General features: G+C 55.3%; 1 pseudogene. It reads left to right on the top strand.

The window, feature by feature from the left end:
* Positions 1-470 (top strand): annotated as a pseudogene (locus tag C1I92_RS33005) (5-methyltetrahydropteroyltriglutamate--homocysteine S-methyltransferase); the annotation flags it as partial.

Below are 470 nucleotides of genomic sequence, written 5' to 3'. Positions count from 1 at the left end.
ACATAATCCGGCGGTAGAAAAGCGTCTGGCGGCGATCACCGCCCAGGACAGCCAGCGTGCGAATGTCTATGAAGTGCGTGCCGAAGCCCAGCGTGCGCGTTTTAAACTGCCAGCGTGGCCGACCACCACGATTGGTTCTTTCCCGCAAACCACGGAAATTCGTACCCTGCGTCTGGATTTCAAAAAAGGCAATCTCGACGCCAATAACTACCGCACGGGCATTGCGGAACATATCAGGCAGGCCATTGTTGAACAGGAACGTTTGGGACTGGATGTGCTGGTACATGGCGAGGCCGAACGTAATGACATGGTGGAATACTTTGGCGAGCACCTCGACGGGTTTGTCTTTACGCAAAACGGTTGGGTACAGAGCTACGGTTCCCGCTGCGTGAAGCCACCGATTGTTATTGGTGACGTTAGTCGCCGGCACCGATTACCGTGGAGTGGGCGAAGTATGCGCAATCGCTGAC

The organism is Jiangella anatolica (genome assembly GCF_003236295.1).
Lineage (GTDB): Bacteria > Actinomycetota > Actinomycetes > Jiangellales > Jiangellaceae > Jiangella > Jiangella anatolica.
This window is presented reverse-complemented; position numbering and strand designations above follow the sequence as displayed.